The sequence below is a fragment of the Halorussus limi genome (assembly GCF_023238205.1).
Taxonomy (GTDB): domain Archaea; phylum Halobacteriota; class Halobacteria; order Halobacteriales; family Haladaptataceae; genus Halorussus; species Halorussus limi.
This window is the reverse complement of the sequence record NZ_CP096659.1, coordinates 3480740-3494533: the sequence shown is the minus strand read 5'-3', so window position 1 is coordinate 3494533 and position 13794 is coordinate 3480740. Positions and strand designations below refer to the sequence as shown.

Annotated in this window: 12 protein-coding genes; 7 read left to right on the top strand and 5 right to left on the bottom strand. The window is 65.8% G+C overall.

Annotated features, from left to right (window positions below):
- Positions 1-246: 246 nt before the first annotated feature.
- Both M0R89_RS17855 and glmS read right to left on the bottom strand, forming a co-directional pair.
- Complete coding sequence (locus M0R89_RS17855; RefSeq protein ID WP_248650430.1) at positions 247-1194, bottom strand: polysaccharide deacetylase family protein; 948 nt, start codon at positions 1192-1194, stop codon at positions 247-249.
- A gap of 78 nt (positions 1195-1272) precedes the next feature.
- A complete protein-coding gene (gene glmS, locus M0R89_RS17850) occupies positions 1273-3096 on the bottom strand; it encodes a glutamine--fructose-6-phosphate transaminase (isomerizing) (protein ID WP_248650429.1) in 1824 nt (607 codons plus the stop codon).
- A gap of 449 nt (positions 3097-3545) precedes the next feature.
- Between glmS and glmU the strand changes: the two genes are divergently transcribed.
- Positions 3546-4727, top strand: coding sequence for a bifunctional sugar-1-phosphate nucleotidylyltransferase/acetyltransferase (gene glmU / locus M0R89_RS17845; protein WP_248652296.1), 1182 nt, complete (start codon positions 3546-3548; stop codon positions 4725-4727).
- Positions 4728-4743: 16 nt separating this feature from the next.
- Here the strand turns inward: glmU and M0R89_RS17840 are convergent, their stop codons facing one another.
- Complete coding sequence (locus M0R89_RS17840; protein WP_248650428.1) at positions 4744-5160, bottom strand: chemotaxis protein CheW; 417 nt, start codon at positions 5158-5160, stop codon at positions 4744-4746.
- Positions 5161-5272: 112 nt separating this feature from the next.
- Here M0R89_RS17840 and M0R89_RS17835 point away from each other — a divergent pair, with 112 nt between their 5' ends.
- The 6 genes from M0R89_RS17835 (at position 5273) to M0R89_RS17810 (ending at position 11029) form a co-directional block, all read left to right on the top strand.
- On the top strand, positions 5273-5611 hold the full coding sequence (locus M0R89_RS17835) for an ArsR/SmtB family transcription factor (RefSeq protein ID WP_248650427.1): 339 nt from the start codon (positions 5273-5275) through the stop codon (positions 5609-5611).
- Between the two features lie 88 nt (positions 5612-5699).
- Complete coding sequence (locus M0R89_RS17830) at positions 5700-5981, top strand: DUF7521 family protein (protein WP_248650426.1); 282 nt, start codon at positions 5700-5702, stop codon at positions 5979-5981.
- Between the two features lie 190 nt (positions 5982-6171).
- Complete coding sequence (locus M0R89_RS17825; RefSeq protein ID WP_248650425.1) at positions 6172-6765, top strand: flagellin; 594 nt, start codon at positions 6172-6174, stop codon at positions 6763-6765.
- 85 nt (positions 6766-6850) lie between these two features.
- A complete protein-coding gene (locus M0R89_RS17820; RefSeq protein WP_248650424.1) occupies positions 6851-8071 on the top strand; it encodes a HEAT repeat domain-containing protein in 1221 nt (406 codons plus the stop codon).
- 112 nt (positions 8072-8183) lie between these two features.
- Positions 8184-10082, top strand: coding sequence for a methyl-accepting chemotaxis protein (locus M0R89_RS17815; protein ID WP_248650423.1), 1899 nt, complete (start codon positions 8184-8186; stop codon positions 10080-10082).
- A gap of 77 nt (positions 10083-10159) precedes the next feature.
- Positions 10160-11029, top strand: a complete 870-nt coding sequence (locus M0R89_RS17810) for a CheF family chemotaxis protein (protein WP_248650422.1) — start codon at positions 10160-10162, stop codon at positions 11027-11029.
- 221 nt (positions 11030-11250) lie between these two features.
- Here M0R89_RS17810 and M0R89_RS17805 read toward each other — a convergent pair whose 3' ends face one another.
- On the bottom strand, positions 11251-12231 hold the full coding sequence (locus tag M0R89_RS17805) for an NAD-dependent epimerase/dehydratase family protein (RefSeq protein WP_248650421.1): 981 nt from the start codon (positions 12229-12231) through the stop codon (positions 11251-11253).
- Between the two features lie 85 nt (positions 12232-12316).
- Positions 12317-13783, bottom strand: a complete 1467-nt coding sequence (locus M0R89_RS17800) for an oligosaccharide flippase family protein (RefSeq protein ID WP_248650420.1) — start codon at positions 13781-13783, stop codon at positions 12317-12319.
- Between the last annotated feature and the right edge of the window lie 11 nt (positions 13784-13794).

The window sequence follows — 13794 nt, the reverse complement described above, 5'->3', positions numbered from 1 at the left end:
CCGAGTGTCTTCAGCAACAGAAAGCGAGCCCAGAAAGGGTGTCGAGCAGGTGAGTCGCAGGCCCGGAAGCGCAGCGAAGCGAGCATCCCGGACCGTGTCACCGAGTTCGACTCCCGCCCCTTCCGCTTCTCGCGAGGAACGCGACGGTGAGCGGTCGGTCCGCTCGCCGCTCCACGCGTCGCAGTACGGCGTAGATTGAGGTCGGGAAACCAACAGTATTGGCCGGTAGAACCGGCGAAACGAAGCTTAGCGCGGGCCGATGGGTTCGCGCGGGAGCGGTTCGTCGTCCTTGATGTCTGCCGCGATGGACCCCATCGTCTCGACCGACAGCGGGGTCGTGTCCCTGACCTGCGCGAGGTACGAGAGGATGGCTTCGAGTCGCTCGAAGTCCCGCTCCTCGGTCAGGTTGTTCGGGTGGAGCCACATGTGAAACACGCCGTTCTCGGCGCTCGCTCGGTCGATGCCGCGCTTCGCCATGCTGACGATGGGGTCGTCGGCCACGCGCTCGACGGCCGACCGACTGCGCCCCTCGAAGCAGAACAGATACAGCGAGGCCGGGATGTTGACCAGTCCGTACTCGTCTTCCTCGGGCGTGACCAGCGTCGGCGAGACGGTGCCCGTGGGCCACCCGAGGAACTTGGTAAGCGACCCGAGCGGGCCGCGGTCGTACCACTGACGGGGTTGGGTGCCGCGGTAGCTCTTGACGCCGTAGGCCGCCAGCACGTCGCGGTGGCCGACGTAGTTGCGCGGAAAGACCACCGAATCGACCGACAGACCACGGTCCTCGGCGAGTTCGACGCACTCGCGCATCTCGGCCGAGGCAATCTCCCGGGTGGTGTGGCCCATCTCGACGTGCGAGTAAGTGTGGGAGCCGATTTCGTGGTCGACGTCGGCGTTCTCGATGGCGTCGATTAGCTTCGACCCGTACCACTGTTGGTCGCGACCCTCCCACGTGCCGGGGTCGCGGTCGAACCACTCCGCCGACGTCGGGTGCGCTTCGTGTTCGCCGTCGCAGGAGTCGAGGAACAGGTGGCCCACGACCGCCCACGTCGCCGGAATTTCGTTGTCGTCGAACGTCTCGAGCAGGCGGAGCCACGACTCGCGCGCCGTGGCGACCCGGTCTTCTGGCATCGTCTCGCGGTCGTGGAACCCCCACGCGAGTTCGGCGTCGAGGGAGAGTACGACAGAACCCATCGTATCGCTGCTTTCGGGCGGTCGGCGAGTAAATCGGGCCGACTGTTCAGGAGCGTTCTCCACGGTAATCGCCGGTTTCTACTCGACGGTCACGCTCTTCGCGAGGTTTCTGGGCTTGTCGATGGCCCGGTCGAGCAGGTCGGCCGCGTGGTACGAGAGCAGTTGTAACTGGACGTTGGCCAGCACGCCCGCAACGTCGGGGTGGGTGTCGGGAATCGTCAGCACCTCGTCGGCGTACTGGTGGACTGACTCCTGCCCGTCGCTCGCCACCGCGACCACGGGCGCGCCCCGCGCCTCCGCCTCCTTGACGTTGCCGAGGGTCTTCTCGTCGTTGCGTCCGGTGAACACCGCGAACACCGGTGTCTCGGGCGTGACGAGCGCGAGCGGGCCATGCTTGAGTTCGCCCGCGGCGAACCCCTCGGCGTGCTCGTAGGATATCTCCTTGAACTTGAGCGCCCCTTCCAGCGCGACCGGTCGGACCGCGCCGCGGCCGATGAAGAAGTACGCCTCGCTGTCCCGATAGTTCTCGGCGACCCGGCGGGCGCTCGTGTAGTCGAGAATCTGCTGGACGTGGCCCGGTAGGTCCGAGAGGGCTTGAAGGCGCTCGCGGGCGTCGTCGGTCCGGCCGCCGGTCACGTCCCGGACGATGCGTTCGCCGAGCAGAGCCAGCGAGACGACCTGCGAGGAGAACGTCTTGGTCGCCGCGACCCCGATTTCGGGGCCGGCCCGGATGAACAGCGCGTCGTCGCACTCGCGGGCCGCGGTCGAACCCACGACGTTCGTCACTGCGAGCGTCCTCGCGCCCGAGGCGTTGGCCCGCCGGAGCGCCGAGAGGGTGTCTGCGGTCTCGCCGCTCTGGGTCACGCCGATGACTAGCGTCTCCTCGTCCACCGGCGGTTGGGCGGTGGCGTACTCGCTGGCGAGGAACGCTTGGGCCGGCACGCCGCCGTCGGAGAGGAACTGTGCCCCAACGAGTCCGGCGTGATAGGAAGTCCCGCAGGCCACGAACTGGACCCGGTCCACGTCCTCGAAGGCCCCCGCCGGGAAGTCTTCGAGGTGGATGTCGCCCGTCGCGGGGTCGGCCCGGCCGCGGAGCGTCTGGCGGAGCGCGGCGGGTTGCTCGTGAATCTCCTTGAGCATGTAGTGGTCGTAGCCGCCCTTGCCCGCGTCTTCGGGGTCCCACTCGACCGTCTGGACCGACCGCTCGACCGTCTCGCCCGCGGTGGTCGAGATGCGGTGGCCGTCGGGTTTCGCCACGACCACGTCGCCGTCGTCCAGGTAGATGACGTCGTCGGTGAAATCGAGGAACGCGGGCACGTCGCTGGCGAGGAAGTACTCGCCGTCGTCCACGCCCAGCACCAGCGGCGACCCCCGCCGGGTGGCGTACACCGCGTGGTCGTGCTTGGTTATCATCGCCACCGCGTAGCTTCCCGAGAGCTTCTCGATGGTCTCGCGGAACGCGGTCTCGGGGTCGACACCCTCGGCCAACTGCTCCTCCACGAGGTGGGGAATGACCTCGGTGTCGGTGTCGCTCTCGAAGTCGTGGCCCCGAGACTGTAGGTCGGCTTTGAGTTCGTCGTAGTTCTCGATGATGCCGTTGTGGACCACGGCAACCTCGCCGGTGCAGTCGGTGTGGGGGTGAGCGTTGGCGTCGCTCGGCGGGCCGTGGGTGCTCCAGCGCGTGTGGCCGATGCCGAGGCCGCCGTCGGGCACCTCGTCGGCGAGCGCGTCTTTCAGGTGCGAAATCTCGCCCTGCCGCTTGAACACTTCGGGCCCACCGCCGTTCTTGATCGCGAGTCCGGCCGAGTCGTACCCGCGGTACTCTAAGTTTTCGAGCCCAGTGAGTAGTTCGTCGACCGCCCTGTCGTCGTCACCGCCGATTCGTGCGATGATTCCGCACATCAGCAGTACACCCCCGTCGTCTCGGTCGCCATTTTCGTGCTAGTGTTTATCATGATTAGAGCGTCGTAGTGCGATATTCGTTCGGGACGGCGCGCTGACCGTCGCATAATCCGCGCCTATCGTTCGTCCGGGCTACTCCATCGAGCATTGTACCGTCCTAACCGCCCCGACGTACGGGAAGCGGGTGATGTTCGACAGATTGGGGCCGGTCCCCTTTGTTATACGCTCGCTGACCGCCGAGTAGGGGGAAATACGGCGTCCGTAGGCCGAACTTATCTCGAAACGGCCGCAACCGTTTCCGACGCATACCTCGGTTCGCGGGACGCTTTGGGGGTGCGTGAATCGGGTGCAGGCCGCGAAATCGGTCCCGTACCTCACACTTACGCCGCCGCAAGCAGGTGGTAACAAAGGCTTCGCCCGGAGTCGTTCCTCCAATGACAGCCGAGAGGATTCAGGCAGTCGTCCTCGCCGCCGGCGAGGGCACCCGAATTCGGCCGCTGTCGGCGTCGCTCCCGAAACCGATGCTCCCGGTCGCCGACCGACCGCTCGCCGCCCACGCCGCGGACGCCGCGGTCCGCGCGGGCGCGGACGAACTGCTCTTCGTCGTCGGCTACGAAGCCGACGCGGTCCGAGACTACTTCGGCGAGGAGTACGCCGGCATCCCGGTGAAGTACGCGGTCCAGCGCGAGCAGGCAGGGACCGCCGACGCGGTGCGGGCGGCCCGCGAGCATCTCGACGGCGCGTTCGCGGTGCTGAACGGCGACAATCTCTACGACCCCGACGGTATCGAGGCGCTGTTCGAGTCGGGACCGAGCGTCGGCGCGCACCGCGTCGACGACCCCTCGAACTACGGGGTGCTCTCGACGGCGGGCGACGCGGTCACCGACATCGTGGAGAAGCCGGCCGACCCGCCGACCGACCTCGCCAACGCCGGTGCGTACGTCTTCCCCGCCGAGGCCCGCGAGTGGCTGGACGTGCCAGCAAGCGAACGCGGCGAGCGAGAGATTACCGACGTGCTGGCGCGGACCATCGACGAGTGCGAGGTCACGGCGGTCGAAATCGACCGGTGGCTGGACGTGGGTCGACCGTGGGAACTGCTGGAAGCCAACGAGTGGAAGCTCGCCGAACTCGAACGCGACGTTCGGGGCGAGGTCCACGACGACGCCGACCTCCGCGGCCCCGTCGTGGTCGAAGAAGGCGCGACCATCGACGCGGGCGTCGTGATAGAAGGTCCCGCACTCGTCCGGGCGGGTGCGAGCGTCGGTCCCAACGCCTACGTTCGCGGCGCGACTCTCCTCGGTGAGGACGCCCACGTCGGCCACGCCGTCGAAATCAAAAACAGCGTTCTCATGTCGGGCGCGACCGTCGGCCACCTGAGCTACGTCGGTGACAGCGTCCTCGGCCGGAACGTCAACTTCGGCGCGGGGACGAACGTCGCCAATCTCCGCCACGACGACGAGGCGGTGAAGCTCACTGTCAAGGGCGAGCGCGTCTCCACCGGCCGCCGGAAGTTCGGCGTCGTCGTCGGCGACGACGTGAAGACCGGTATCGACGTCGCGCTCAATGCGGGTACCAAACTCTCGACGGGCGCCGGGGTCCCGCCGGGCGAGACCGTCACGCGCGACCAGTAGTGACGGCGGAGCGCGGTCAGTTGTTGATCTCTTCGGGCTTGACCCAGACCACGAAGCCGTCGTCCTGCCGGACGATACCACGGACCGATTCGCTCTCGACACTCTCGTCTACCTCGTCGGTGTCGATGCCGACGACCTGATTCACGGCGTCGATGAGCCATCCGACGCTGCGCTCCTCGTCGTCCTCGGTTTCGAGGACGACCACGCGCTCGCCGGTCTCGGTCTCGTCGAGGTCTAGCACCTGCTTGGGGTTGATTATCGTGGTCGTGATGCCCCGGAGGTCCATCACTCCCTCGACACGAGGCTCGGAGTTCGGGAGCGGTGTCAGTTCGTCCTTGTCCACGATTTCGTCCACGTGAGCGATGTCGATGCAGTACTTCCGGTCCTCGAGCCGAAATTCGAGGACCTGAACGTCGCCGACTGTCTCTGGCATAGTCGGTGGGTCCCGCGGGGGGCACTTTACTGTTCCGACGCCGACCAGTTCGTTTCGCGTGATGGGTCGGCTACGGTACCTTTTTAACCCGTGTTTTCAAACGCGATAATTGATGGAGGCCGTGGAACTGCTCCGGGTACTCGGCAACAAGTACAACGCCGAGATACTCCGCGCCACGAACGAGCCGATGTCGGCTCAGGAACTGAGTGACGAACTCGAAATTCCGATAGCGACCAGTTATCGCCGAATCGAGGAACTCACCGAGGCCGACCTGCTCGAACTATCGGGCAGAGAGTTTTCCGACGAAGGGCGTCGCACGAAGGTCTACCGACGTAACGTGGACGCGCTCGAATTCTCGTTCGAGGACGAGAACGTCGACGTGTCCGTCGACGACCGCCCGGACGTGGACAACTCGCTGGCCGACGTGTGGCGCGACCTGAAAGCAGAATGAACCGAGCATACCCCGGGGACCGCCGTCTGCGTTCGCCGTCAGGTCGACCACCGTTCGCGGGCGGGCGGCCTCTCAGCACAGGAAAACCATGCAAACGATAGAACTGCTGTACGTCGTGTTCAGCGCCACCTTAGCAACTGCTGGTCTCTCGATGGTCGGACTCGCGGTCCGGGCCTACCACCGGACGTCCCGACAGGCGATGTTCCACCTCTCAGTGGGGTTCACGCTCATCGTCGCTGCCGCGATAGCCACGACCGTGAGCGCCTTCGTGACCCATTTCGGACAGACCCGCATGCTGTTGACTGTCAACTACCTCATCACGACGATCGGATACCTGTTCGTCATCTATAGTATAACTGCAAACGAATAGTTCGATCGAAAGGATTCAAACTATTTAGATAGGTTATCGGCCAACCTCGGGACGTATCTGATTCCGTTACTGTCCACCTACTCAATATCAGGTCTGATAATCGAGGCCGTACATTTATTATGCAGCTTCGTTTCGTTCCGGGTAGAGTCCGTAGTCAATGTCACATTGACGTTCGGACAGGACGTGAAAAATGAAAGAGAAACTCAAAGAACGGCTAACTGATAGAGGTCAAGTCGGTATCGGTACGCTCATCGTGTTCATCGCGATGGTGCTCGTCGCAGCGATCGCAGCGGGCGTGCTCATCAACACCGCCGGATTCCTCCAGACCAAGTCCGAACAGACCGGTCAGGAGTCCAGCGCACAGGTCTCGAACCGCGTGCAGGTCGTCAGCGCGTTCGGTGACGTCGCCAACGAGGAAGTCGAACAGATCAACCTGACGGTGATGCGCGGGTCGGGGTCGGACGACATCAACCTCTCTTCGGCCACGATCGAGTGGATCGGGCCGGAGGAAGCAAGGACGCTCGTCCACAACACCGCCAAACCGAAGGACCTCAACGGCACTGAGTTCAACGTCAGTGCCATCAAGGATCCCGACGGATCTGAACCCGTCCTCAACACGCAGGACGACCGGTTCAAGATCACGATGAATGCAACTGAGATTTCGAGTCCGCTCGGTGAAGGCGAAGAGGTCAAACTCAAGCTCACCACCCAGTACGGCGCAGTGACTCAGTACCGCGCCAACGTGCCACAGTCGCTCTCCCAGGAGAGCGCTGTCACGGTCTAAGCCGCATCGCTCGCAAACTGACCTTCCTCTCGGTTTCGACCGCGTAACACAACGTTTTTTCTCGGCGCGATTCCTTCGACCAGTCGTGACTTCGCTGTTCGAACTGGAGAAGACGGGCGACGTGGACCAACTCACCTCGCTGTTGGCGAAGAGCAACAGCGAGCCAGTCCGTCGGCGCGCGGCCGACATCCTCGGCGAGGTGGAGGCCGAGGACCACGAGGTGCTGGACCCGCTGGTGACGGCCGTCCAGAACGACGACAGCGAGGCAGTTCGTGCGGCGGCCATCGACGCGCTCGACCAGCGCCACGCCGTCGAGCGCCTCGTCGCCGCGCTGACCGGCGAGGAGGTTCCGACCGAGGGGGCCGAGTGGGCGCGGGCCGAGGCGCTGGTCGAGACGCTCTCGGCCGACCAACCCGAACTCCGCATGGCGTCGGCCAACGCCCTCGGGCGCATCGGCAACAAGGCCGGGACGAAGGCGCTGGCCAAGCGTCTCGGCGACCCCGACCCGCGAGTTCGGGCGCGGGCCGCGCGTGCGCTCGGCCGCATCGAAGACCCGCGGGCGGTCACCGCGCTCCGGAAGCGACTGGGGGACGAGAGCGTCGACGTCCGCCGCGAGGCCGCCGACTCGCTCGGTCGCATCGGCGGCGACGAGGCGCTGTCGGCTCTGCTGGGCCTGCTCGACGACGACAGCGAGACGGTTCGGCGAATCGCGGCCAACTCGCTCGGGAACTTCGGGAGCGCGAAACCGCTGGACGCGTTGGTGTCGCTTCTCTCGGACGAGAACGAGGCGGTCCGGCGGGCCGCGGTGTTCTCGCTCATCGAACTCCTGTCGAACGCGCCGGGCCAGCAGAGCCACGACCTCCGCGAGCGCATGGTCGAGAAACTGAGCGCCACGGACCACCGGAGCGTCGTGGACTCGCTCGTCGACATCCTCGACCAAGGCACCCAGCCACACCAGCGCCGGAACGCGGCGTGGTTGCTCGGTCGGGTCGCGGGCGACGACAACCGCGAGGCCGCAATCAGGGCGCTGGCGTCGGTGCTGGACGACAAGGACGGGATGACCGCACAGTTCGCCGCGACGAGCATCGCCGAAGTCGGCGGGGAAGCGGCCGAAGACGCACTGCTCGACGTGCTCGACGACCCCGAGGCGAGCACCGACGCGCGGGCCAAAGCCGCGTTCACCCTCGGCAAGGTCGGCGGCGAGCGTGCGCGCAGACGCCTCAACGAGATCATCGACGACACCGACGACGAGGAAGTTCGGAAACGGGCGTTTTCGGCGCTGTCGAAGCTCGGAGGCCGCGGATAGCTGAGGTTATCGCGCGTGAAATTTGAGTAAAGCTTTATATCCGGTTGGTGTCTCTTTCCGGCATAAGATGGTCCGGGACAGGTTACTGAAAATTTTAACGAGCTTACGTGACGTGGATAACGACGGCGAACGGCAGCGGAACGTGACGTTCGACGGCGGCACGCAGACCGGAGCGGTGTCCGTCTCGTCGGCGGACACGATCACGCGCTCGCAACTCGCCAGTACGTATCGAGACACCGACGCGGCCGACGACCTGCAACAGGCCCAAGCGGTTCACCTCGGGCAGGTACTCACCGACCCCGAGGCCGCGTCGGGCGACGCCGCCGACCTCGGGCGACGCCACGCCGACGCGTCGGTCTCCGCGGGGACGTTCGCCGGCACCTACGGCGTCGGCGTCGAACGACTCGTCAGCGAGACGTTCGAGCGACTCGAACACCGACTCGCGTCGAACAACGAGGCGGTCGCCGAGGAACTCTCTCGGGCCGAAGACGAACTCCAGTCCGCGCTCTCGGCCACGATGGCCGACATGCAGGCCGGCCTCGACGCCTACGGAACGTCCGGACCCGCGGCCGACGAAGACGAGGAGGAACTCAACGTGGACGACGACGACCTGCTCGACGGCATCGGCGTCCCGGTGTTCATGCTCGACACGGAACGCGACACGGTCGCGGCGTGGAACTCCGCGCTGGCCGACCTCACCGGCGTCGAGGCCGAAGACGCGCTCGGCCTCGAAAACGCCAGTAAGGCGTTCTACCCCGACGGTCGCCGAGTGAAGACGCTGGCCGACAAAGTCGCCGAGGCCCCGGAGTCGGCCCACGTCGAGTTCGACGTGGAGAAGGCCGACACGACCCGGACGCTCTACACCGACGAGGGGACGATGGTGACTCGCGGCGGCCAAGAGCGGAAGATAGAGTTCTCGGCGATGCCGCTGTACGACGACGGCGACCTCATCGCGGTAGTCGAGACGGTTCGGGACCGCACCGAACACATCCACCGACAGGAGGGCATCACCTCGCTGGTCGAGGAACTCATCGGCACGTTGACCGCGATGGAGGCGGGCGACCTCTCGGCCAGAGCGTCGTTCGAGGACGAGTACGGCGTGGTCGACGACTCGCTGGTCGAAGTCGTCGACCAGGTCAACGCCATGGCCGAGCGGTTCGAGGGACTGACCGCGCGGGTCGGCGAGAAGGCCGACAACCTCGAAACCTCGGTCGAGCAAGCCTCCGAATCGGCGCAGGCCATCGACGAACGCGTCGCGGCCCAGACCGAACAGCTCTCGGAAGTCGCCACGCAGATGGAGAACTTCTCGGCCAGCATGGAGGAGGTCGCCGCCAGTTCCGACGAAGTCGCCTCGGCGGCCGAACAGGCCAAGGCGTCGGCCGACAGCGGACTCGAGTCCAGTCAGGGCGCGCGCGAGGCCACCGACGAGGTCATCGAAATGAGCGACGAGTTGGTGGACACGGTGACCGAACTCGAATCCCAGATGGACGAGATAGAGGACGTGGTCGAGGTCATCGCCGAGGTGGCCGACCAGACCAACCTGCTCGCGCTCAACGCCAACATCGAGGCCGCGCGCGCGGGCGAGGCCGGGAGCGGGTTCGAGGTCGTCGCCGACGAGGTCAAGCAACTGGCCAACGAGACCCGCGAGCACACCGAGGAGATAGCCGAGCGCATCGAGGAGATTCAGTCGCAGGCCAACGAGACCGTGGTCGCCGTCGAGGAGTCCAACGAGCAGGTCAAGTACGCCGGCGACGAGATAGAGGACGCGTTGGTGGCCCTCGAGGAGATCGCCGACGCGGTCGAGGAGGCCGCGACCGGCGTGACCGAGGTCGCGCAGGCCAACGACGAGCAGGCCGCCAACGTCGAGCAGGTGATGGCGACCGTCGAGGAAGTGCGCGACCAGACCCGGCAGGTCGAGAGCGCGACCGACGACATCGTCGCGGCGACCCGCGAGCAGACCCAAGCGATCGACGAACTCTCGGCGCGCGTCGACGACATGCGAAGCGAGTGAGTACCTCTCTCCGTTGCCATGACCGCATCCAAACGCCGCCGACGCGAACGACTGCGCCGAGAACGTAGACACAACGCATGAGCAAGGAAGGCGAGCACAAGATAACCGACACGAAGGGGAAGTTCCTGCAGGTCGTCAAGAACGGCCGCAAACTCAACGACCCCGACTGGACCAGCGGCCGCATCCTGCTGTCGAACAAGCGAATCGTGTTGGCGGGCAACCAGGGCAAGCGGTCGATTCCGCTCTCGAAGGTCAACGGCCTGAAGGGTCGGTACGACGTGAATCAGGCCGTCGCCTCCGTCTCGGACTATCTGAGCGTCGAGTTCGAGAACAACGTCGTCCTGCTCGGCACGGGCATGGACATCGACGAGTTCGAGACCGACGTGTACGGGGCCCTGCTCAACCAGAAGATGATCCTGACCAAACACCCCGCGGTCGAGGGCGGCGTGGTTCAGGACACCGAGTGGGAGAAGGCCCGAATCAAGATTAGCGAGGAGATGGTGAACGTCGCCATCGCCTCGGGCACGTTCGTCGGCATCGAACTCGACGACATCGGCGGGGTCGACAGGGCGACCAGGACCGTCAAAGGCGAACAGCGAACCGTGCTGGAGGTCGAACACACGCAGGGCGACACCAGCGTCCAGACCTACATCTCGGGCGAGACCCGGCGATGCGCGCTGCTCGAATCGCTGTTGAAGAAGGGCGAGCGCAAGAACGAGGGCGGAGTCGAACTCGACGAGACCGAGAAGGAGGTCCTGATGGCGCTCTATTCGGGCGTCTCGTCGTTCGAGATTCCCGACTTCCTCGGGATGGACGTAGACGAGGTCGAGAGCATCTTCGAGCGACTCGTCGAAGTGGACGTGCTGGAGGAAGTGCGCAAACGGCGCGAAGTGAGTTTGAAGACTCGCGGGCGGAACATCGCCAGCGAGTCCATCAACGAGAAGTGACGCTACGGACAGGGAAAGGGCAGACGTTCCTCAGGGAAAGGGAACTCGTTTTCTACCGACTACGAATCGAGGTACAGTTTTTGGTGACGAAGTGAGCGTTCAGTGACGGAGTGAACGTTCGGTGAGAGTCTCGGGTCACGCGCGAGCGTGCGCGGGCGAGACACTATGTATGAAGTTGGGCGTGTCCATCGACCGCGTCAATCGGCCGAACGCGCTCGCCCTCAGTCGCTCAGTCCCTTCGCCTCCGCCAACTCCCGGAGTCCCTCCTCCAGCGACACCGTCGGTTCGTACCCCAACTCCTCGCGAATCGCCGAGACGTCGGCCTCGCTGTGCCGGATGTCGCCCGGTCGCGGGTCCACGTGGGTGATTTCGGCGTCCGAGTCCGTCACCTCGACCACCGTCTCGGCGAGTTCCGATATCGTGACGCTCGTGCCCGTGCCGACGTTGAACGGTTGGCCCACGCGGTCGGTCGTCGCCGCGAGCAGGTTCGCCTGCACCACGTCGCGGACGTGGACGAAGTCGCGGGTCTGGCCGCCGTCGCCCTCTATCGTGAGGGGACCGCCGTCGGCGGCCTGCTGGAAGAAGACGTTGACGACCGCGCTGTACTCGGGATTCTGGCGCGGACCGTAGACGTTGAAGTAGCGCAGCGGCACCGTCTCCAGTCCGTAGAGGTCGTGGTACCGGCGGGCGTAGTGGTCCAGCGTCAACTTGTCGATGCCGTAGGGCGAGGTCGGGTCCTTCGAGTCGGCCTCCGCGACCGGGACCGAGTCGGGGTGGCCGTATATCGCGGCGGAGGAGGCAAGCACCACGCGGGCGTCCTCCTCGCGGGCCCGTTCGAGCAGGTCGACGGTCGCGGCGGCGTTGATGCGGTTGCTCCGCTGGGGGTCCTCGACCGACTCCTCGACGGACACCAGCGCGGCCTCGTGGAACACGAGGTCCGCGCCGTCCATCGCGTCGGCGACGGTTTCGGAGTCGCGGATGTCGCCCTCCACGAGGTCGGCGCCCGCGGGGACGTGGTCGCGCGCGCCGCCCGAGAGGTCGTCGAGGACCCTGACCTCGTTGTCCTCGACCAGCGCCTCCGCGAGGTGGCTTCCGATGAAGCCGGCACCGCCGGTTATCAGTACGGTTCGATTCGACACGTCGGGCGTCCGGTCCGCTCTGCCGGCAGAGCGGTCGGAGTCGTCGGTGTCGGCGTCGTTCATGCTCCGACCCTCGCCGCGGAAAGCCAAATAACTGGGAGTCTCGTTCGTGACATCGTGTTGTAGAGTCGTCTCGTTCGTAGCCTGTTCAGGTGAGGATGGTTCTGACTCGCCGGAGGTCGAGCAGGCCGCCGGCCACCGAGAGGCCCGCCCAGACGGCGACGCCGGCCAGAATCGAGACCACGACCGCGAGCGCGCCCGCGACCTGCGCCAGAACCGCGAGGACCGCGGCCGACATCGCGCCCGTGACCGCGGCGACCGCGACGAAGTGGCGGACGAGTTCGCCGACCGACAGCGAGAGTTCGGCGTGGATGACCCAGAGCGTGACCCCGAGGACCGCGGCGTGGGTGACGACCGTCGCGGCGGCCGCGCCGACCACGCCGAACGCGGGAATCATCACGAGGTTCAGCAGGAAGTTAGCGACCGACCCGCCTCCCTTGGCGATGGCCCGTTCGCGGGCGCGTCCGAGGAAGTCGAGCGTGTCGCCGGTGACGTACGACACCGCCTGCAGGACGACGTAGGCCGCGAACACCTGCAGGACGGGCGCGGCCTCGACCCACTTCTCGCCGAAGACGAGCGCGATGGCGGGTTCGGCCACGATGACGATGCCCGCCGCGGCCGGGACGTAGAGCAGGAGGATGTACTTCAGCGTGGTCTCGTAAATCTGGGCGGCGTGGTCGGTCTCGCCCTCGGCCTTGTGTTCGCCGTACGCGGGCGAGAGCGTGAACCCGAGCGAGGCCGCTGGCGAGTGGATGAACCCCACAATCTGCTTCGAGAGGTAGTAGTAACTCACCGCGACCGGGTTCATGAAGTAGCCCACGAGGATGGTGTCCACGCGCTTGTCGAGGATGTTGGCCCCGCGGGTCGCGGTCAGCGGGACGCTGTATCGGGCGATGCGTCGCTTGAGGCCCGCCTCGGCGCGTTCGGCCTTCTCCACGTCCCGGTAGCACTTCCGGTAGAGCAGCGCGAGTCCGAGGAGGCCGCCGAGACCGTAGCCGACGATGTAACCGACCAGCGCACCGACCGCGCCGCCGACGACGAGGACGAACGTCGCCGCGAGCGCGAGTCGGGCGACCGAACCGACCGCCCGGATGACCGCGCTGTTCGTTATCTGGTTGTACCCCTGGAACAGCACCTGCGAGAAGGTGAACACCGAGTGGACCGCGATGTAGCCCGTGCCGACGACCAGCAGGGTCGCTATCTCGGGTTGGCCGATGAGGTCGGCGATGTATCCCCCGAGGAGCGCGAACAAGGTGCCGACGACGAGGATGGTCCCGAGGCGGTAGACCACCGCCGTCCGGAGGACGTGGGGCACCTGTCCGGGGTCGGTCTCGCGGTACTCCGTGATGTAGCGCGCGGCCGCCTTGGCGAGGCCGAGGTCGGTGAACAGTTGTACGACCCCCAGCACCGCCAGCGCCGCCCCGAGGAGTCCGTACTCCTCCTGGGTCAGCAGGAACCGGGCGAGGACGACCATCAGCACGCCGCTGGCCGCCATGTGGAGGACGCGCGCACTCAGCATCGCCTTGAACGAGCGCGCGAAGCGTTTCAGATCCATGGTTGTCGAAG

What these genes read in the sequence shown, in the direction of transcription:
- M0R89_RS17855 (WP_248650430.1), bottom strand. Translation starts at nt 1,194, where the DNA reads ATGGGTTCTGTCGTACTCTCCCTCGACGCCGAACTCGCGTGGGGGTTC.
- glmS (WP_248650429.1), bottom strand. Translation starts at nt 3,096, where the DNA reads ATGTGCGGAATCATCGCACGAATCGGCGGTGACGACGACAGGGCGGTC.
- M0R89_RS17840 (WP_248650428.1), bottom strand. Translation starts at nt 5,160, where the DNA reads ATGCCAGAGACAGTCGGCGACGTTCAGGTCCTCGAATTTCGGCTCGAG.
- M0R89_RS17835 (WP_248650427.1), top strand. Translation starts at nt 5,273, where the DNA reads ATGGAGGCCGTGGAACTGCTCCGGGTACTCGGCAACAAGTACAACGCC.
- M0R89_RS17830 (WP_248650426.1), top strand. Translation starts at nt 5,700, where the DNA reads ATGCAAACGATAGAACTGCTGTACGTCGTGTTCAGCGCCACCTTAGCA.
- M0R89_RS17825 (WP_248650425.1), top strand. Translation starts at nt 6,172, where the DNA reads ATGAAAGAGAAACTCAAAGAACGGCTAACTGATAGAGGTCAAGTCGGT.
- M0R89_RS17810 (WP_248650422.1), top strand. Translation starts at nt 10,160, where the DNA reads ATGAGCAAGGAAGGCGAGCACAAGATAACCGACACGAAGGGGAAGTTC.
- M0R89_RS17805 (WP_248650421.1), bottom strand. Translation starts at nt 12,231, where the DNA reads ATGAACGACGCCGACACCGACGACTCCGACCGCTCTGCCGGCAGAGCG.
- M0R89_RS17800 (WP_248650420.1), bottom strand. Translation starts at nt 13,783, where the DNA reads ATGGATCTGAAACGCTTCGCGCGCTCGTTCAAGGCGATGCTGAGTGCG.